Raw genomic sequence first — 17,975 nt, 5'->3', positions numbered from 1 at the left:
TAGGTTAGGGCAAGGATTTAAAAGGTTAGTGCGAAGAAGTTTTTCATTTGTTCCGATTACCTAATTTTCCAATAATTTGCTTTGCTCTGCGGTCGGCGCTCTTCGTATAATGTGAAGCCATTTCATCATTTTCCCAGCCAAACAATGCTTTTAATTGCGCTATAGTTGCCCCAGCAATAGCAGCACGGGCCGCGCTTATCTTACTTACTCCATGCGCTGATTTTTCAATTCCTGCGGCTCTACAGGCTTTTCTGAATTGGTTGCCAAATGATTCATTGGTTAATGGCTGTTTGTTGGCCCCACCAATAAAAGCTAAGTCACTTGTTGGGCCAGCTTCCAGTGTTTCTTGCAGCACCGGAAAAATCGGCAACGTAACTTCGGTTTTAAATCCGCTTTTTTACGTTTTAATGGTTGCTACACCATCGCGGATATGTTGCTTTCCTATTCTCACAGCATCACCACGGCGCAAGCCAGTATATAGAAGAATATCAAGCCAAACACGTTCTTTAGTTCCTATCGGCCATTTTGCAAAATAGGCATTAATGTCGTTTTCGTTCCATGCTTCAAAGTTGTCTTGGTTTTGTATCTTTGGAGCTTTTACACCTATACACAGATTATCGCTTATATATTCATACTTTACAGCCCATTAAAACAAGCCAGACATGGCCTTTTAAAAATTACCAGCTTGAGCAGGGGTGGCGGCTCTTTCATCGCGACTATTGATGATGACTTTTTTAGTTATCGCTTTGCTTAGCGCGTTATCACCTTTTTTAATCACGCTTAGAAATATGTTTTCACGTTGTCGGCGTGTTGCTTGCGATAATTCAATCCATTCGGTGCTTTTGCTATTGAGCGATTAGCCAAGTTAATGAATGACTTGTCGGGCTTATTGATGCTTTTTTAACGCCACCAATAGCAGCGCGGTAAATTTCCATAAATTCGGCGGTTCCATAATCGCCATGAATTGCAATGCGTGGGTTTGGTCTGATTCTCAAATACCACCTAGTGTTGCCATGCCTATCTATTTCTTTTTGTTAATATTGTGGACGAGGTTTTAGCATGGCAGTGACCTTTAAATAGTGAAGTTTCCTAAGCCCCCCTTGCTCTCGATTAATAGTTTAGCTTCTTTCTCGCCAATAGAGTTTAACTCATGCCCCTCGTGCCATTTTTGCGGTACCCAAATGCGGCATCCGCACCTAGTAGCTTGCGCACTGTCAATAATATGACATTTATTAAAATTGCTGGTAAGGTTGAATATGTATATAAAGGTCTGGGGCAGCGTCTAACTAAGGCCCAAATTACGGGTGTTGCTGCTGATATTTATAACGACATGCTCAATACCGGTATAGACTTTAATGATGATGAGCTAACCGCAACAATAGCCCTTGAGATGGTTAAGCTTAAAAAGCGCATTCTTAATGGCAATATCAACCCCGGCAAGGCGGCGGCCTTAAACTGATTATTAATAACTGAGCAACTCCATGAGAAAATCAATCCTTGCGGTATCTATTTGTCTATTGGCAATGCCTATCGCTGCCCAGGCCGAAGAATTGCGCACTGTTTCGTCTCTAGATTATGCGTTAAATGATTATGCTTATCTCGGTCAAACGTTAAAGCTTTGCGATTGCAGAATCAGCCATGTGAGTACTCAAGCGCGCTATGTAATATTAACCTTGATGGATCAAGTGCAGGGAATATTTATCTAGAGCTAGGCAAATATAGGTTTAGCAAAACCTAAAGGATCAAAGCCAAAATTGAAGTTTCCCAAATTATTTGGGGGAATCGTTAAACCTTACACTTCCCACCGAGCTCTTTTATTTAGATAACCCTAATTTTGCCAACCTTATGTTTTTATTAGATTTTTTATAGCGGTATTTTTTAGCATTTGAAGCGTATTTCCCACCATAAATTATACTCTGTCTCAAATATCGTGGTAATTATTATTAACAACCGAGCCACTAAGGCCGATATCTCTAGGGCTAGAGAGTGATCAAGATTTAAAAGAAAATGATAGTGCTTGATCATCCTTCGATAAAAAATGATCTATTTTCCAGTTGTTAATAATTTATAAAAACTTTTCAATCAATTGCAAATTTTATTTTTATTTTCAATTAATTAATAAAAAATCCATCCAAATCCACCCAACCCAAATATCGTGTAATTCTGTCTCAAATGATACAGTCCCCTACACCAATAGAAATCCATCAATTGAATAATTGCTCTTTCTATCTTCGCTAAGCACTCAAAAAAATAGACCATTTTTTGCACGCCAACAAAGAGATATTCTTGAGGAGGCAGATAATGGTTTTTCGGCTTCGCTTATTGTTAACAATGATAGTACTTTGCAAAACATCTTTATTGGGCAACGCAAGCACCGGCTCGTGCATTAAAGGGTCGCTATAAGCCAACCTTTGAACTTGCTAATACAATTTTAAAAAACTTGGTTAGAAGAATTCAACGTATTCTGAAAAAGTAAAGCAATACTAAGGAATGCTCGGCGATTCTTGGCTTTGTTAAAGAGCCCTAAATCACATTGACAGGAGGTGAAAAGATATTTTTGATCATATTGCACCACCCATTATCAAAAATGAAAATCCTGCTCAGAAAAAATACTGCAACAAAGAACGCATTTATAGCTCTAATATGTTAAGGGACGTCATAGGTGATAAGGATATACGGAATATTAGTCTTGAAGGTGCTTAAAAGTTCTATAAGTTTATTATGGACAAGTTAGCGCCTGCAAAAGGTGAATTACACATTCTAGATCACATTTAGAAAAACACAACTAGCGCGGCAAAAAAGCTTTTATAATGATTATTATCAATATATTGGCGATACAAATTACCCTAATCCTTTTGATGTCCTTGGCTTTAAAGATACAGATAATAAACCACTCGCCCACCATTTTCAATTGAGTGGGGTTAAAGACAGGATATTGAAGGAAGGTGTGCTTAATGGATTAAATGAAGAAGCACGTGCTATCTTGCTTGTTGCCATTAATACAGGCGCAAGACTTGCCGAGATTTCCCATCTAACCCCTGAGTGTATTCATCTTAATGCCAAAGTGCCACATGTAGAAATTGCGCCATATACCTAACAGGGTAAACGGCGTGAGACCAAAATGCGCTTATCCATCAGAAAGGTATTACTGATAGGCTTTGCTCTCGCCGTATTGCAGAAGTTGCCCCATGTTTTTCGAGATACCAAGATAAAAAAACTATCTATTCAACACGCTCAATAAATTTTTTCGGCGGAACACCTTTTTTCCCCATCATAGAAAATATAAATAACTCCATCATGTAAAATATCTTCAACTTAACGAAAACCAAGTGGACACCTTACTAGTACATAACCACCAAACGGATAATTTTGGGTGAGATTTTTAAATATTTGAATGTATTTTCTTTGTTCATGGCGCAAAAATATTTCACCATGATTAAAACTTAAAGTTCATCTGACAATGCCATTTCAACGTAAACAATCATTTAAACTCTGTAACCCCTATCCGGGAAATATGGTTAGCATATTTGGTTGTGAGCATATCCATATATTCTTTTTTAAATGAAAAAAGTAAATCACCTATAGGTTCATTAATATTTGATCGAGGTAAAGATATTGTGTAGTTAAAATTAAAAATAAGCTGAAATACTTTATCTTGATCTTTAAAAAGTGTTTTTGGAAAATATGAATACGCAGGTACTGAGCTTGATAATAATTTTCTCTGAATTTCTGGTGTTTTAATACCAAGAATAAATTTTAATAATCGATCTTTTTTCTGCGAATAATCACATGCGGGACTAAGTTCCACAAGAATAAATTTGATTTTTTTTATAATATTTTGAATTTCACTCTCATCTTTTGTACTATCTTTAAAGTTAATTAATTGTTTAATCCAATCGAGCCTATCACTCTCATCACCTATATATTTTTTTTGCAAATCATTATTACAAGCATAAACAGCTCCTCTTTCACAGCGAGTTGCATTTTTATTAATATGAAAGACAGTATTTAATTCATATTTCTTTTCTACATCGTTAAAACCATTTGAAGTCATTTCATCATCTGAAACTTGAAATAAATCTCTTGTATCTTCACATAATGTTATTAATTCCTCCATATGAAAATTAATCATTGGGTTTAATCCAGAAATAATACCTTCTCCAAAATGTTCTTTTACATGCTTTTCACCAATGGTATTTTTTGCTATTTCAATAAAAGTTTTCTTGATATTGTCAATTGGATTTGTCCATGTGGAATTAGCATCTAATGTAATTGTATGTAATTCATTAATCGTATTTGTAATAGCTTGGTTTGCTTTTTTTTCTAAATCATACAGTAGATGTACGGGAGATTTTTTTATTATATCATGGATAGTACTGTATAACGTATTATCTCCTGTAGATTCTTTATGCAAAAATTGACTTTTATCTATGCAACCAATATAAATAGGATTTGGCATCGAATAATCTTTGCCCCGATCATCCATAAAAACTTTAAAATTATTAATTAATATTTGATTTTTTGTCCAGAATATTAATGTATAAGGACCATTATCGTTTGCAATGTATTGCTGAATAGCAAATGCTAAATTAGCAAATATATCCCTAAGTGAAGAATCTTTATTGTAATCATAAACTTGAGAGTTAGGAGCAATTAAACTGGTTAAATTTACATCAAAAAAAGCAACTCTAACACCTTTCAGAGGGGTATCATAAAGAGTATCATATAATAAAGCCTTACATGCAATACCTTCTTTCCAAATGACAGAAGCTAATCTATTAAGTTCACTTTCTTCATTATCTACAATAATTATTTTATTATCTCTGAACATTTTGATCCTTACTTGTTAGGGAAAACTAAAGCCACACATGCTCCATCATATACTTTAGGTATATCTAAATCTTCCACATCAGGAAATAGTAATTTACCTTTAGTTATATCCATAACCATACTAGAAAAATACAAGCCTAGGCCCATGCCATCTGGTTTTGTTGAAACAAATGGTGTGATTAATGTTTCCGGATCTTGAGTAAATCCTGTTCCATTATCAGCAATAATAACGGCTGGGCCACCGAAAGACTTCATATCTGTACCGATATATAATCCTTTTTTATAGGTTTCTTTAGACTCTCGGTCATAACGAGCCTCCAACCAAAAAATAGCATTATCGATCATATTTGAAAATGTATTAGCCAATAAATTTGATTGTCCTACAATTTTAAAATCTTCATTTTCTCCTGTTAGAATTGGACTTGAAAATATAATATTATGTCTCTTAAATCGCCCTTCATATCTTAATTTGAGATTATTGATATATTTAGAAACTTTTATTTCAACATTTTTTTGTTGTTTTAATAATGGAGAGATAAAGCTTAATAATTGTATTAAATCTTTTACTTTGTCTTTGATAGATTGCATTTCAATATTGGGTATCATCAATTCTTTATCTATATAGCGCATTTCTCGTTCAATTTCATGAAATGCAACCCCTAAGTTAAGCCCCGTCATCCCTGAATTAACCATGATATCTCTCATTTCATCATAATCTTGCTTAACTTTATTGATCAAAGGTCCAAATTCTTTAGTTAATCCTTTTTGCTCTAATTTATTTATTAACTCTTGAACAGTTTCTGAAAAACCAATTTTTTTTATAGGTGCTTGACCTGAAGTAAATTCATCAATTTTTACCTTGTCTTTTTTTGCCTCATTCTCAAATAAGTTAAAAACGACATTAACTATATTTTTAAGACGACTATATACTTCGTTTTCAAAGAAGCCTTCTCGATTAGTTTTTTCCTGTAATCCATTATCACTAGCTGCCAAATCTAGTTCTATAGCTCCAATAGTAACTTTTCGACCAAAATGATCACCTGTTCTGCGTATTTTTTGTAAATCAAGCCCTAACCAATCATCTGATGGTTCACCATAATTAAAAACTCTTATATTATCCCTATAAATTCTAACTCCACAGTTTTCATTTATGTAGTTTTTAACTGCAGTAATTTGCCCACCAAAATTTGATTCTAGTATTTTTCTATGCAAATTAAAAACATAAAAGCGACCACTAATCTGGCCTATGCGTTCAATATCTTTATTTCGTAGATATTTTGAAGTGTCTGTAACACCTTCTATTGAATTAGATAATATACTCCCAACTAATAATAAGTTTTTATTTTCAACTCCTGTAGAAAGAGGCTGAAAATCTATGTTTCTTTTGTCTATATTTATCTGGCTCGACGGATTGAAAACATATTTCCAACGAAATTCTGCAATATCATTGGGGTCAATATTTTTTTTATTGTCAGCACCCTTAATCCAAGGTGTTATTACAAATTCAAATTGGTATAAACTATCGCGTAAAATATCTGTTGATGATTTCAATCCTTCAAGCCAAACCTGTTTTTCGTTAGCGTTAACAATCACATTGAAACCATCGATGTCTTTAAATGGATTTTTAATATTTTCAATTGCGCGAACAACATCGCGCAATTGGGTCTTACTCCAATTGGTATTATATAAACCGGAAAGTGTAATTATAGTGCCTTGATTTTTTGGGAATTTATCAGCGCTCGCACTACATTGCTCAATCTCCACCTCTAGATCCTGTATATATTCTTGTGAATCAATTAACTCCCTCCAGTTAATAATAAACTCACTATAGGTAGCTTGTTCTAAAGTTTTTGTTTCAACTTTAATTTGTCTGGCAAGCTTATGAACAGCTAGTCGACCAACACCTTTATTACCCAAAGAAACTCGCCCTTTTGGACTTTTTTTACCATCTACCTTTCTTTTAAAGTCAGTTCCAACAGTGAACCAAACTTTATCTATTACCTCGGTAGACATTCCGTGCCCATCATCTGCAATAATAATTTCTTGATCTGACGTATTTAAATTTTTAAACTCAATATTCACATTTTCTGCATCAGCGTCATAAGCATTTTTTACTAATTCAAAAATTGCTAAGCCATCGCTCCCAATAAGTTGATCACCTAGCAAGCTAAGAATATGACTTTTTGCTTTTATCTTTCCCATAATATCTCCTGAATTTTCTTAGCTAATGCATATGACATTAAGGGTGGCACAGCATTTCCTATTTGGGTAAATGCTGCACTTCGTGAGCCTTCAAAAAAATAATTATCTGGGAACGATTGCAATCTTGCAGCCTCTCTAACAGAAATTGAGCGAAGTTGAGTTGGATGAATATAGTAATGTCCATCTTTTGCAATATGCGCAACTAAAGTATGTGAAAGACCATTTATGTCAACTACTTTAAACCTATCTAAAAAAGATGAAACATTATTTTGAGTTCTCAATCTTTTAGGAAGATCATTATATTTCAATCGATGGTTTTCATTATTCCATTTATCTTGCGCAATCTTATAAATAGCTAGATCATTTTTATTATGAGATCTTGCAATATGTTGGGTATAAAAATTAAAATCACATCTAATCCGATATTTTCTTTGATAGTCGGATGCTTCTTTTTGATATTTATCTACGGTTATAGAATCACCAGGTTTTAATATTTTTAAATCGTGGAAAACATCAGCTACTGTATATAGCGGTGTTTCTTTTTCAAATTCGGGATATACTAACTTTTTTTCTTTCAAGCTTCCAATAATAATGACCCGCCTCCTTGATTGCAGAACACCAAACTCTTCTGCTTTTAAAATTTGATAATTGACGTCATATCCAATTTTATCATAATAATGTTTAAGATCATTAAAATACTCGCCTTTGTTTGCGCTTAGAATACCCGGAACATTCTCGAATAAAAACATGCTAGGTTTATATTTTGCAAGAATTTGACCATATAATTTGTACAGACTCACACGTTGGTCAGTATCCCAATCTACGTTATGACGTCCAATAAGTGAGTAAGATTGGCAAGGCGGACCTCCAATTAATAAATCAACGGATCTAATATTTAGTAAATTAAGATTTTTGTCTATCTGATTATAGATGTGGTCTAACGTATTTTCTTCAATTCTTAAATTTAAAACAGTATCTAAAAAGCTCGCGGGCAATTGACTATATAAGTCCTGCTTAGATATTCTACCTTTCAAATAACTTTCATAAACACCAAGTTTATTATTTTTTAATAAATGATGGTAGGCTAGTCTCGTTTTCAATGTATAACAAGCATCTGCATTCATTTCAATATGGATAATTGGTTCAAAGCCTCTGTTAATGAACCCTTCTGAAAGTCCACCAGCACCAGCAAAAAGATCTATGTATGTTAGTGTTTTTTTTGTATTCATCTTTTATTCATGGCCGTTTATATATACAAAATTTTCATTGGAGGCGACATAGTATTTATTAACTTTATCTTCATTAAGAATGATGCTTTGTTTTAGAGTCTTTAGTTGACGATATAGGCGTATTTTTTTGCAGAAGTCCAGCATAAGATTTCGGTGTTAATCAGCCCAATGACTTTTTCGGTCTCTCATCATATTTTTGCAGTCATGCTTTGATCATAATCTTAGCTTGCTACAGATTATTAAACCAGTGTTCATTGAAACATTTATCACGAAAATGCCTGTTAAATGATGCAATAGTGGCATTCTGGTTACTGGCCTTTCTTAGCTAGATCAGGGACAGATCCACACTACGCCCATGTGCCCAATTCAGTATAATGCTAAACTTAAAAACTTTTTACAGTTATTCGTTTAGATAACCTGCAGCAGATGGTGTTTAAAGCCAACTAATCCAGTATATGCGTCAGAGCATTAACGCCAATGGCACGATCAGGCACAATGACAACCCATTAATGAGTGCTTCATTCACGTCTTAATGCTAAACTTATAATATTTTCGTAAAAATTTCTATATTACCACGATTTTCAGCGGCAATTTTATTAGAAGCGCCATCAAAATTTGTATTTTTTTAACGCATCGTATCTAACACATGCATACCACTGAACTTAATTGCATCATTCATAATAGCTGCCTCGATTGCAATTTAAATGTGAAATTATAAGTATATTTACTTAACGATCAGTATTTAAAGAGCCAGAAATAGCATCATTGCCATTCTTGGCAATAAAGTCTATTTTTTGCTCGTTTGCGATTTTCCCTGACAATATCGGTGCAGAAAAGACTATTTTACCCAGTTCTTCGCTTATCGGCTTAGCTACGCCTATTTGTGCATTTTCTGCGGCCAAAAATATCTCTGTATTTTCATTATTATTGGGGACGTGCAGGGTTAATTGAATAGATTTGTCGAGGATTTGAAGTTTTTCTGCATAAAAATTTCTATCAGCCTTTTTTGGTAAAGCATTTAATGCCGCTTTTACCTTTAACTGGCTGACGAAATTATTGGCTGACTTGCTATTGAAAATAAAGGGAACATCAACCGGCACACAAATAGTATCGCAAATTCCGATCAATAAATTTCCTTTTATTGTATCAGTTGAAACGTCAGTAGTCGCTATGCGGAAAACAATTTGAGCACGTTGTTTATAAATATAAGCCCAATCTCTACCTTGCTGTGATAAATGAGGGACAGGAAACAATAATTCGCTGTTGATGCCATTTTCAATTTGTAATTGCGGTGAAAGGCCAGAGCTGCCTGAGTTTTTCCAATAGGTCTTCCAATTGGGGTGTAGGCTTACGTCAATTAATCCATAACGCCATTGCGGTTCGTTATTTATTTCCTCATTGCTGAAAAAAATGGAAATATCGGCACCTTCCATCGCAGTATGATTAACCGTTTGAGCATTCGCGAGGCTTAATGAAAAAAATAAACATAATGCAGTAACAATTTGTAAAGTAATATTTCTTTTAAAATATTCAATCGCCATTTATAAAAACCTACAATGTTCATTGTCTTTTTTAAAATTCTTTGCAAGACATAATTTAAATTGGATCTTGGCAACTAATTAATGATAAAAATAGGGCTAATTTAGGATCAATCGCCAATGAAATTTTTGTGCTTTTTCAGCAGCAATAAAAAAGCGGAGCAAGTTTCAAACTTGCTCCGCTTAATCATTTCTACATAAAAACGACTATATGCTTTAAGCCAATTAGCTTTTTGCAACAGCTGCAACTTCAGCAGCAAAGTCTGTTTCTTCTTTTTCAATGCCATCACCAAGAGCAAAGCGAACATAGCTTACAAGCTTAACTGGTGCGCCAATTTCTTTTTCAGCTTCTTTTAATGCTGCTTCAACGGTGATGTCAGGATTGATAACAAAAGCCTGTGAAAGAAGAACAACTTCTTCAAAGAACTTACGCATACGACCTTCAACCATCTTTTCGATGATGTTTTCTGGCTTGCCTGATTGACGAGCTTGCTCAGAAAATACTGATTTTTCACGCTCAATAGCACCAGCATCAACTTCTTCTGAAGTTAAAGCAAGTGGATTGGTTGCAGCAATATGCATAGCAATCTGGCGGCCAACAGCCTGTGCTTTAGTTGCGTCGCCATCGGTTTCAATAGCAACGAGAACACCCAATTTACCAAGACCATCAGCAACAGCATTATGGATATAGGTTGCAACAACGCCCTTATCAACGGAAAGCTTAGCAACGCGGCGCAAATTCATGTTTTCGCCGATGGTTGCGATTGAATCCTTAATAGTGTCTGCAACAGTTTTGCTTGAACCAGGATAGCTTGCATCAGCAACAGCTTCAACTGAACCATCAGTTGTAAGAGCAGCTTGGGCCACTCCATTTACAAGTGCCTGAAATGCATCGTTACGTGCAACAAAGTCAGTTTCAGAGTTTACTTCAACCAAAACAGCAGTATTGCCATTGGATGCAAGACCAATCAAACCTTCAGCAGCTGTACGGCCAGCCTTTTTATCAGCCTTAGCGATACCCTTAGCGCGAAGCCAATCAACGGCTGCTTCCATGTCGCCATCAGTTGCAGCAAGTGCGGCTTTACAATCCATCATGCCGGCGCCGGTTAATTCGCGAAGTTCTTTAACTTGAGATGCGGAAATGCTCATTTTAGCCTCTTTGTTAAAAATAGCGAAGCGTGCTTGATGACCTTTCGGCTCACGCACGCCTGCTAATAATTTCAGTTTCAAATACTAGCCTTATGGGCTGATATTTGTTTTCTTAGTTAGAAGCTACAGCTTCTTCAACGATCGACTCAACTGGTGCATCAACCTGCGCACCAATATCAATACCGCTTGCGCCATGCTGACGAGCAATACCGTCAAGAGCTGCACGAGCAACGAGGTCGCAATAAAGCGAAATTGCGCGCGCTGCGTCATCGTTACCAGGAATTGGATAATCAATATTATCTGGATCACAATTGGTATCAACAACAGCGATTACAGGAATGCCAAGACGCTTTGCTTCTTGAATAGCAATAGCTTCCTTATTGGTGTCGATGATGAACATCAAGTCAGGAACAGAACCCATATCCTTGATACCACCAAGAGCGCGATCCAATTTTTCACGCTCACGTTCAAGGTTCAAGCGTTCTTTCTTGGTGAAGCCTTGACCTTCATTGGCCAAAATTTCATCCAATTTGCGAAGACGCTGAATTGAATTAGAAATTGTTTTCCAGTTGGTGAGCATACCACCAAGCCAGCGAGCATTAACATAATACTGCGCAGAACGATCAGCAGCATCAGCAATAATTTCCGAAGCCTGACGCTTTGTACCAACGAAAAGAACACGGCCGCCACGAGCAACTGTATCTGAAATCACCTGCAAAGCGCGGTGCAACATAGGTACAGTCTGTGAAAGGTCGATAATATGAACATTATTACGCTCACCATAAATATAGGGAGCCATCTTTGGATTCCAACGATGTGTTTGGTGACCAAAGTGAACACCAGCTTCAAGCAACTGGCGCATTGAAAAATCAGGCACTGCCATTTTAATTTCCTTAGTTTCCGGTTATACCTTCACGAAATGAGGCAAAACTGCCACCGGCGGACCCACTTTAATATTGGTATGGCCCTTATCTCGTGTGTGGAATAGCTTGCCTTTATAGGAGGTGAGACTAAAAAGCAAGCTGTCAATGATAATTTATCTGGAAATTCTCATATTTAGCAAAGTAGAGCATTAATATGTATCTTGTATGACGATTTTTATCGCAAATTGTTAACCACACCAAAAAAATAGCGCGGTGCTTAACGTCCGCGATAAGATGGCACGCCTTGATCGGGAATCCAGACGCCATCAGGCGAGTTGCCCGTTTGCCAAAATACATCAATTGGAATTCCGCCACGTGGATACCAATAGCCGCCAATACGCAACCATTTTGGCGCTAAAAGATCAACCAAACGCCTTGCGATGTGAATAGTGCAATCCTCGTGAAAAGCACCATGATTGCGGAAGGACCCCAAAAATAATTTTAAAGATTTGCTTTCAACCAACCATTGATCTGGAACATAATCAATCACAATATGGGCAAAATCGGGTTGGCCAGTTATTGGGCAAAGGGAGGTAAATTCCGGAATTGTGAAGCGAACATTATAAGAAATATCAGCCTGGGGGTTTGCAACTTTTTCTAAAATTGCCACTTCTGGTGAAGTTGGTAGACTATTGTCGCCTCCAAGTTGGGTTAGGCCTTGATAAATATTAGTTGTACTCGTCATGAAATTCTCCAAGCAAAATTTGCTTATCTATGTAATTTGGTTTCATAATTGAAATAAAAGTGGCTTTGGCCAATTTTAATGTCCCAATTCAATTTGGGTTTTCCAAAAATTATCATCAAGATAAAGGGTAGGGTCTTCAACGCCTGCACAATAAAACGCTTCGCGCCGCTCAACACAGGTACCACAACGGCCGCAATGTAGCTCCATCCCTTTATAGCAAGACCACGTTTCAATAAAAGGCGTGTTTACTTCTTTGCCAAGTGAAACAATATCTGCCTTGGTCTTTTGTACAAAAGGAGCGTAAAGGCCAACACTGCCCTCAAGCGAATAATTTTCCATTATAGCAAAACTATTGATAAAATCTGGCCGGCAATCGGGATAGATAAAATGATCGCCGCCATGCACAGCTAATGCCACTTGATTTGCACCTTTGGCACTTGCTAAGCCAAAAGCAATGCTTAAAAAAATAGCATTACGGTTGGGTACGACGGTTATTTTCATGCTTTCTTCAGCATAATGACCATCTGGAACGCTAATATCACCAGTAAGTGCGGTATTGGACATAGCTTGGCCAATTGATGAAATATCGATTAAATCAAAGGGTACACCAAGTTTGTCTGCACATAATTTTGCAAAGTACAGTTCTTTTTTATGTCTTTGCGCATAGTTGAATGAAAGAATACCATGAAGGTCTCCGCGTTCAGCTAAAATATAAGCTAAAGACACAGAATCGAGACCGCCAGAGCAGATGAGATAGGTTTTCATAATTTGTCCTTGTTTTAACCGGGTAGGCTGCGACCGGAATTCAATTCTTATTATCAATAACTCTTGCATAAATCAGAGCTATCAATCATATATCACATGGCCTATATATGAATTTGCCGAAACTGTGAAGCTGTTTTAATAAGACTAGCAAATGCTGTGCTCGTTTTATCAAACATTAAATATCTTCATAAGATATCCATCTTTGTCGAATATATGAGATGAATATCTATTTTCCCTAATTTTGTACATTTAAAATGGTAAGCTATAAAGCTAACCTTTTTAATGTCCCAGATGCAGTTGATTGTTATGACACTTTATAAGCGACCATTTGTAAAAACGTTTGCAGTTGCGCCTATGCTTGATTGGACAGACCGCCATTGTCGATTTTTCCATCGTCAATTAAGTGCCAATGCGCTGCTATATAGTGAAATGGTGGTGGCTGACGCAGCTATTCATGGGCCTAAGGAACGTTTGCTTGGCTTTAGCGGTATTGAGCATCCCATTGCGTTACAGCTCGGCGGAAGCGATCCACAAAAATTGGCATTGGCGGCAAAAATTGGTGAAGATTTTGGTTATGATGAAATTAATCTCAATGTAGGCTGCCCATCCGACCGTGTGCAATCGGGCACTTTTGGGGCATGCCTTATGCAGTCACCCGACATTGTTGCTACTGCTGTTGCAGCAATGAAACACGTCGTTTCCATTCCAGTTACCGTCAAATGCCGCATTGGTGTTGATGAACAAGATACTGAAACCGCGCTCAATGATATCGCACGTCTTTCTATTGCTGCTGGCTGTGACGCGTTTTGGGTTCATGCGCGAAAAGCTTGGCTAAAAGGGCTTTCCCCCAAGGAAAACCGCGATGTGCCACCGCTTGATTATGGGCGCGTTTATCGTTTGAAAAACAAATATCCTAACGTATTTATTGGTATAAATGGTGGTATTGCTAGCATTGAAGAAGCTACAAACCACTTGCATTATGTTGATGGCGTTATGGTTGGGCGCGCTGCTTATCAAAATCCTGCGCAATTAAGCCATGTTGATTATGTTGTTTATGATGAAACCTATCGTGAAATTGACTTTGAAAGCATAATAGAATCAATGTGTATTTATACCGATGCCCATATTCGGGCAGGGGGGCGTTTATCGCATATAAGCAAGCATATGGTGGGATTATTTCATGGCTTTCCAGGTGCAAGGCGCTGGCGGCAAATATTGTCAACCGATGCAACCAATTATGATGCAACATCGAGCGTCATTAGAAAAGCTTTTGCCGCAGTAGATGTAAGCGGCAAGCAAGAAAGCAAAGACGGTGAGAGCGAGGATACCGGTTCAAATTAATATTTTTGAACCGGTAAAATATTATTTTACTGCTTTGCTAAAATACTATTTACCAATTCGGGGGTAAGTTCGTCAAAGTGGCTAATAATGTGATTAGGCGCAAGCTGGGAGACAGGTATATTGGTGTAGCCAAAATCAACAGCAATAACAGGAATGCCAGCTGATTTCGCAGCATTTATGTCTGCGGCACTATCGCCAATCATAACAGCTTGTTTTGGATCACCAGCAGCGACTTCTATGGTTGATAAGATATGGCGGCCATCGGGTTTACGCCATGCAAAACTATCACCACCACATATTGCGCTATATTGGTTTTGTGGATCGATTGCATTGATGATGCGTCTTGCAGCATCTATAAATTTATTTGTACAAATTGCAGTTAAAAAGCCAGCTTCTTCAAAGCGTTTAACAGCCTCTTTAGCGCCAGGGAAATAAGTTGTTTTCCCCGGAATATGTGCCTTATAATGCTTTAAAAATATTGCTACCATTTCATCAAGCATGGCATCATCAAAAGTGATGTTTTGATCGCTTAAGGCGCGTTCGATCATAATGCGACCACCTTGCCCCAAAAACTGGTGCAAATCATCTAAATCCGCTGTTTTGTAGCCTTTTTCTTGTAAACAAAAATTTAAGCTATCCAACAAATCAATAGCTGTTTGGGCAAGGGTTCCATCAAGATCGAATACTATAATAGGTTTAGCCATTTTATTTGCTTTCCTCTAACCAAATTTTCCAATCTTCTAAAGCGCGAGCACTTAATGCCATTTTTTTGGCGATGGTCTTTTCTTTGCCGCGCAGTCTTTTGCCCTCTGGTTTTGGCACATCAATTGGAGGGAAAAGACCAAAATTTACATTCATCGGCTGAAATGAGCGCTTTCCACCTTCTTCTTCTACTGAAATATGGCCGCCAGTAATATGATTTAACAATGCACCAAATGCGGTGGTTAAAGGCGGCGGAGTAATCGATTTTTGTAGCTTTTCAGCCGCAGCAAAACGCCCTGCAATATAGCCAATTGCTGCAGATTCGACATAGCCTTCGCAGCCAGTAATCTGGCCAGCAAAGCGCAAGTTTAAATTGCTTTTTAGGCGCAAATAGGGATCCAATAATTGCGGCGAGTTCAGGTAGGTATTACGATGCAAACCACCAAGGCGCGCAAATTCTGCATTTTCAAGTCCTGGGATCATACGGAAAATTTGCGTTTGCGCCCCATATTTTAGCTTGGTTTGAAAGCCTACCATATTATAAAGCGTACCCAGTGCATTATCTTGACGCAATTGGACAACACCATAGGCTTTTATATCCGGCTGATGCGAATTAGTAAGCCCCATTGGTTTCATTGGGCCGTGACGCAAGGTCTCGCGGCCGCGCTCTGCCATCACTTCAATTGGAAGGCAACCATCAAAATAGGGTGTATTTTCAAAATCACGAAATTCTGTCTTTTCCCCATCAATCAAAGCGTCAATAAAAGCCTCATATTGGTCCTTATCTAAGGGGCAATTAATATAGTCCTTACCATTGCCACCAGGCCCTACCTTATCATATCGCGACTGATACCAACAAATATCCATATTGATGCTATCTTTATGAATGATCGGCGCAATAGCATCAAAAAAGGACAAAGCAGCTTCATCAGTCGATGCTAGAATAGCATCGGCAAGAGCAGGCGAGGTGAGGGGACCAGTGGCTATAATCGTGCTACCCCATTCTTTGGGTGGTAGACCTTCAACTTCTTCACGGCGGATTTCGATATTTGGATGATTAGACAGCCGTTTGGTAACTTCTGCAGCAAAACCATCGCGATCAACGGCCAAGGCACTACCAGCTGGAACTTGATGAGCATCTGCTGCGCTCATAATTAAAGAACCTGCAAGGCGCATTTCAGCGTGTAATACGCCAACGGCATTGGTTTGACTATCATCAGAGCGGAAAGAATTTGAACAAACCAATTCAGCAAGATGGTCACTTTTATGAGCATCGGTTTCGCGAGTAGGGCGCATTTCATGCAAAACGACCTTTACGCCGGCCTCGGCTGCGGTCCACGCAGCTTCAGATCCTGCAAGACCACCACCAATAATATGCAAAGCCTGATTATCTAAATCTGACATATCTATCTTTCTAATGTTCAAACTCTATAAAACTGAGCTCTTTAAACTTATAACCACGCTTAAAGAGTTAAAGAAAACACTCTGATTTAAAACATAAATCATAGTGTTTGAATAATATTAAACCATAACACCATAAAGATCATATGCATCGGCATTTTTGATCTTTACACTACCATTAGCACAGCTTAAGCATGCGCTAGGATAGCAATACATGGCCATTTTTTTTATCAAAAACAACATAAAAGCTTTTTATCATTTTAGCAAAAAAATTTGTGATTACGTTTTGCTGCTTTCGACAAAACAATGCTTGTAAGATTCTTTAAACGCTTCCTGCACTTCTGGCAAGTTAGCTTGGTGGCTTTCGCACCTTTTACCATCTGACTATAATAGTAATTTTCGCAACCGATCTTGGCTTTACAATTCAACCTCAAAACCTTTTAATAGGCTAGGGCTAATTCATGAAATTAAGGCAACTGCAAAAGCCGCTAAAGCCACATCTATTAAAATCGATATAATAATCGCATAAGATATATTATGGAACTAATTTTAAAATATCTACTGGGAAATGGCATGTTTTAGTTTGAAACAGCGACAATATGCTATAGATAGATAAAAGCTTATTTAATCAAGGATATTATCATGTCAGACTTAAATATTGGTGATAAAGCACCTGAATTTACCTTGCCAGACGCCAATGGCGATTTAGTGTCTTTAAAAGACTTGCAAGGAAAACCGGTTGTGCTTTATTTTTATCCAAAGGACGATACGAGCGGTTGCACTACTGAGGCTTTGGACTTTACCGCACTGATTGATCAATTTCGTGATATTGGTGTGCGTGTGCTTGGGCTTTCACCTGATAGCGTTAAAAAACATGATAAATTCAAAGAAAAGCACCAACTTGACGTTGAGCTATTGGCTGATGAAGAAAAAGCAGTTTTAAGTGCCTATGGTGTTTGGGTCGAAAAATCTATGTATGGACGTAAATATATGGGTGTTGAGCGTACAACACTTCTTTTAGATGCCAGTGGTACAATCGTAGAAATCTGGCGTAAAGTTAAGGTAACTGGCCATGCTGAAGCGGTATTGAAAGCAGCACAGGCCTTGGTTGCGTAAAAGTCCGCTAATTTCTGATACGTGTCACGCCAATCCAATATGATAACATTGGGTTGGCTTATCGTGCTAGGCTGACTTTTTATTGTTAATTGCC

At 37.4% G+C, this 17,975-nt stretch carries 17 protein-coding genes; 5 read left to right on the top strand and 12 right to left on the bottom strand.

Annotation, left to right across the window (positions count from 1 at the left end; genetic code table 11):
- Window positions 1-43: 43 nt before the first annotated feature.
- Together N5852_RS07545 and N5852_RS07540 are read right to left on the bottom strand one after the other, a co-directional pair.
- On the bottom strand, window positions 44-370 hold the full coding sequence (locus N5852_RS07545; protein WP_262097218.1) for a tyrosine-type recombinase/integrase: 327 nt from the start codon (window positions 368-370) through the stop codon (window positions 44-46).
- 475 nt (window positions 371-845) lie between these two features.
- Complete coding sequence (locus N5852_RS07540; protein ID WP_262097217.1) at window positions 846-995, bottom strand: hypothetical protein; 150 nt, start codon at window positions 993-995, stop codon at window positions 846-848.
- A 155-nt stretch (window positions 996-1,150) separates the two neighbouring features.
- On the opposite strand from N5852_RS07540, the gene N5852_RS07535 reads away from it, so the two are divergent.
- From N5852_RS07535 to N5852_RS07525, 3 genes are all read left to right on the top strand, one after another.
- Window positions 1,151-1,459 (top strand): hypothetical protein, encoded by a 309-nt coding sequence (locus N5852_RS07535; RefSeq protein ID WP_262097216.1) that lies wholly within the window; start codon window positions 1,151-1,153, stop codon window positions 1,457-1,459.
- A gap of 22 nt (window positions 1,460-1,481) precedes the next feature.
- Window positions 1,482-1,706, top strand: coding sequence for a hypothetical protein (locus tag N5852_RS07530; protein WP_262097215.1), 225 nt, complete (start codon window positions 1,482-1,484; stop codon window positions 1,704-1,706).
- A gap of 1,229 nt (window positions 1,707-2,935) precedes the next feature.
- Window positions 2,936-3,097, top strand: a complete 162-nt coding sequence (locus N5852_RS07525) for a site-specific integrase (protein ID WP_262097214.1) — start codon at window positions 2,936-2,938, stop codon at window positions 3,095-3,097.
- 384 nt (window positions 3,098-3,481) lie between these two features.
- Here N5852_RS07525 and N5852_RS07520 read toward each other — a convergent pair whose 3' ends face one another.
- From N5852_RS07520 to queC, 8 genes are all read right to left on the bottom strand, one after another.
- Window positions 3,482-4,831 (bottom strand): hypothetical protein, encoded by a 1,350-nt coding sequence (locus N5852_RS07520; RefSeq protein WP_262097213.1) that lies wholly within the window; start codon window positions 4,829-4,831, stop codon window positions 3,482-3,484.
- Between the two features lie 8 nt (window positions 4,832-4,839).
- Window positions 4,840-7,032, bottom strand: a complete 2,193-nt coding sequence (locus N5852_RS07515) for an ATP-binding protein (RefSeq protein ID WP_262097212.1) — start codon at window positions 7,030-7,032, stop codon at window positions 4,840-4,842.
- Window positions 7,020-8,261 (bottom strand): DNA cytosine methyltransferase, encoded by a 1,242-nt coding sequence (locus N5852_RS07510; RefSeq protein WP_262097211.1) that lies wholly within the window; start codon window positions 8,259-8,261, stop codon window positions 7,020-7,022. The genes N5852_RS07515 and N5852_RS07510 overlap by 13 nt, the downstream gene beginning before the upstream one ends.
- A gap of 728 nt (window positions 8,262-8,989) precedes the next feature.
- Window positions 8,990-9,802, bottom strand: coding sequence for a protein-disulfide reductase DsbD domain-containing protein (locus tag N5852_RS07505; protein WP_262097210.1), 813 nt, complete (start codon window positions 9,800-9,802; stop codon window positions 8,990-8,992).
- A gap of 222 nt (window positions 9,803-10,024) precedes the next feature.
- The gene (gene tsf / locus N5852_RS07500) at window positions 10,025-10,948 is read right to left on the bottom strand and encodes a translation elongation factor Ts (RefSeq protein WP_262097209.1); all 924 of its coding nucleotides are present in this window, start codon (window positions 10,946-10,948) and stop codon (window positions 10,025-10,027) included.
- 112 nt (window positions 10,949-11,060) lie between these two features.
- Entirely contained in the window at window positions 11,061-11,831 is a 771-nt protein-coding gene (gene rpsB / locus N5852_RS07495; protein ID WP_262097208.1) for a 30S ribosomal protein S2, read from the bottom strand.
- A 257-nt stretch (window positions 11,832-12,088) separates the two neighbouring features.
- Complete coding sequence (gene queF, locus N5852_RS07490; RefSeq protein ID WP_262097207.1) at window positions 12,089-12,556, bottom strand: preQ(1) synthase; 468 nt, start codon at window positions 12,554-12,556, stop codon at window positions 12,089-12,091.
- 75 nt (window positions 12,557-12,631) lie between these two features.
- The gene (gene queC / locus N5852_RS07485) at window positions 12,632-13,321 is read right to left on the bottom strand and encodes a 7-cyano-7-deazaguanine synthase QueC (RefSeq protein WP_262097206.1); all 690 of its coding nucleotides are present in this window, start codon (window positions 13,319-13,321) and stop codon (window positions 12,632-12,634) included.
- Window positions 13,322-13,612: 291 nt separating this feature from the next.
- Between queC and dusA the strand changes: the two genes are divergently transcribed.
- Window positions 13,613-14,662 (top strand): tRNA dihydrouridine(20/20a) synthase DusA, encoded by a 1,050-nt coding sequence (gene dusA, locus N5852_RS07480; RefSeq protein WP_262099724.1) that lies wholly within the window; start codon window positions 13,613-13,615, stop codon window positions 14,660-14,662.
- Between the two features lie 26 nt (window positions 14,663-14,688).
- Here dusA and N5852_RS07475 read toward each other — a convergent pair whose 3' ends face one another.
- Window positions 14,689-15,366, bottom strand: a complete 678-nt coding sequence (locus N5852_RS07475; RefSeq protein WP_262097205.1) for an HAD family hydrolase — start codon at window positions 15,364-15,366, stop codon at window positions 14,689-14,691.
- A gap of 1 nt (window position 15,367) precedes the next feature.
- Window positions 15,368-16,768: a methylenetetrahydrofolate--tRNA-(uracil(54)-C(5))-methyltransferase (FADH(2)-oxidizing) TrmFO gene (trmFO, locus tag N5852_RS07470; protein ID WP_262097204.1), complete on the bottom strand. Its 1,401-nt coding sequence runs from the start codon at window positions 16,766-16,768 to the stop codon at window positions 15,368-15,370.
- Between the two features lie 639 nt (window positions 16,769-17,407).
- On the opposite strand from trmFO, the gene bcp reads away from it, so the two are divergent.
- Window positions 17,408-17,881, top strand: a complete 474-nt coding sequence (gene bcp / locus N5852_RS07465) for a thioredoxin-dependent thiol peroxidase (protein WP_262097203.1) — start codon at window positions 17,408-17,410, stop codon at window positions 17,879-17,881.
- The last annotated feature ends 94 nt before the right edge of the window (window positions 17,882-17,975 follow it).

The organism is Bartonella sp. HY328 (genome assembly GCF_025449335.1).
Taxonomy (GTDB): domain Bacteria; phylum Pseudomonadota; class Alphaproteobacteria; order Rhizobiales; family Rhizobiaceae; genus HY038.
The sequence above is the reverse complement of the archived record's forward strand: the minus strand, read 5'-3'. Positions and strand labels throughout refer to the sequence as shown.

What these genes read in the sequence shown, in the direction of transcription:
- N5852_RS07520 (WP_262097213.1), bottom strand. Translation starts at nt 4,831, where the DNA reads ATGTTCAGAGATAATAAAATAATTATTGTAGATAATGAAGAAAGTGAA.
- rpsB (WP_262097208.1), bottom strand. Translation starts at nt 11,831, where the DNA reads ATGGCAGTGCCTGATTTTTCAATGCGCCAGTTGCTTGAAGCTGGTGTT.
- queC (WP_262097206.1), bottom strand. Translation starts at nt 13,321, where the DNA reads ATGAAAACCTATCTCATCTGCTCTGGCGGTCTCGATTCTGTGTCTTTA.
- N5852_RS07510 (WP_262097211.1), bottom strand. Translation starts at nt 8,261, where the DNA reads ATGAATACAAAAAAAACACTAACATACATAGATCTTTTTGCTGGTGCT.
- N5852_RS07475 (WP_262097205.1), bottom strand. Translation starts at nt 15,366, where the DNA reads ATGGCTAAACCTATTATAGTATTCGATCTTGATGGAACCCTTGCCCAA.
- N5852_RS07515 (WP_262097212.1), bottom strand. Translation starts at nt 7,032, where the DNA reads ATGGGAAAGATAAAAGCAAAAAGTCATATTCTTAGCTTGCTAGGTGAT.
- trmFO (WP_262097204.1), bottom strand. Translation starts at nt 16,768, where the DNA reads ATGTCAGATTTAGATAATCAGGCTTTGCATATTATTGGTGGTGGTCTT.
- N5852_RS07505 (WP_262097210.1), bottom strand. Translation starts at nt 9,802, where the DNA reads ATGGCGATTGAATATTTTAAAAGAAATATTACTTTACAAATTGTTACT.
- tsf (WP_262097209.1), bottom strand. Translation starts at nt 10,948, where the DNA reads ATGAGCATTTCCGCATCTCAAGTTAAAGAACTTCGCGAATTAACCGGC.
- N5852_RS07530 (WP_262097215.1), top strand. Translation starts at nt 1,482, where the DNA reads ATGAGAAAATCAATCCTTGCGGTATCTATTTGTCTATTGGCAATGCCT.
- N5852_RS07535 (WP_262097216.1), top strand. Translation starts at nt 1,151, where the DNA reads ATGCCCCTCGTGCCATTTTTGCGGTACCCAAATGCGGCATCCGCACCT.
- queF (WP_262097207.1), bottom strand. Translation starts at nt 12,556, where the DNA reads ATGACGAGTACAACTAATATTTATCAAGGCCTAACCCAACTTGGAGGC.
- dusA (WP_262099724.1), top strand. Translation starts at nt 13,613, where the DNA reads ATGCAGTTGATTGTTATGACACTTTATAAGCGACCATTTGTAAAAACG.
- bcp (WP_262097203.1), top strand. Translation starts at nt 17,408, where the DNA reads ATGTCAGACTTAAATATTGGTGATAAAGCACCTGAATTTACCTTGCCA.